This window comes from Bacillus cereus group sp. BfR-BA-01350, assembly GCF_022663775.1.
Lineage (GTDB): Bacteria > Bacillota > Bacilli > Bacillales > Bacillaceae_G > Bacillus_A > Bacillus_A paranthracis.
Genome location: NZ_JAKUGD010000049.1, coordinates 1 through 267 on the forward strand (window position 1 = coordinate 1; position 267 = coordinate 267).

Genomic DNA, 267 nt, shown 5'->3' on the forward strand with positions numbered 1-267 from the left:
GTTTCGGTAAGTCTTTTAACTTCTCTCTTACTTGTGGATCTTTCCACGCTTCTACTAACTCTTCTTTTGTGAACTTGTATCCTTTTGACATTTCATTCATCCTCTCGTTTTCGTTTTTTATTTTATTTACAAATCTTAATTGACGTTGTTAACCCGATAATGACTCCCACACAAAGCGGTGTTGTTTCTGGTTGTACATCTGATGCCCCTTGAATTTCCGCTAACTCTTCCTCACTTAATTCATTTAACGCTTTTCCCGATGGGTGT

Annotated in this window: 2 protein-coding genes; both read right to left on the reverse strand. The window is 37.5% G+C overall.

Going from position 1 to position 267, the window contains the following annotated elements:
• Positions 1-100, reverse strand: a 100-nt coding sequence (locus MR147_RS26890; RefSeq protein WP_313897175.1) for a mersacidin/lichenicidin family type 2 lantibiotic, incomplete at its 3' end; no start/stop codon positions are given.
• 22 nt (positions 101-122) lie between these two features.
• Positions 123-267, reverse strand: a 145-nt coding sequence (locus tag MR147_RS26895) for a mersacidin family lantibiotic (protein ID WP_141549521.1), incomplete at its 5' end; no start/stop codon positions are given.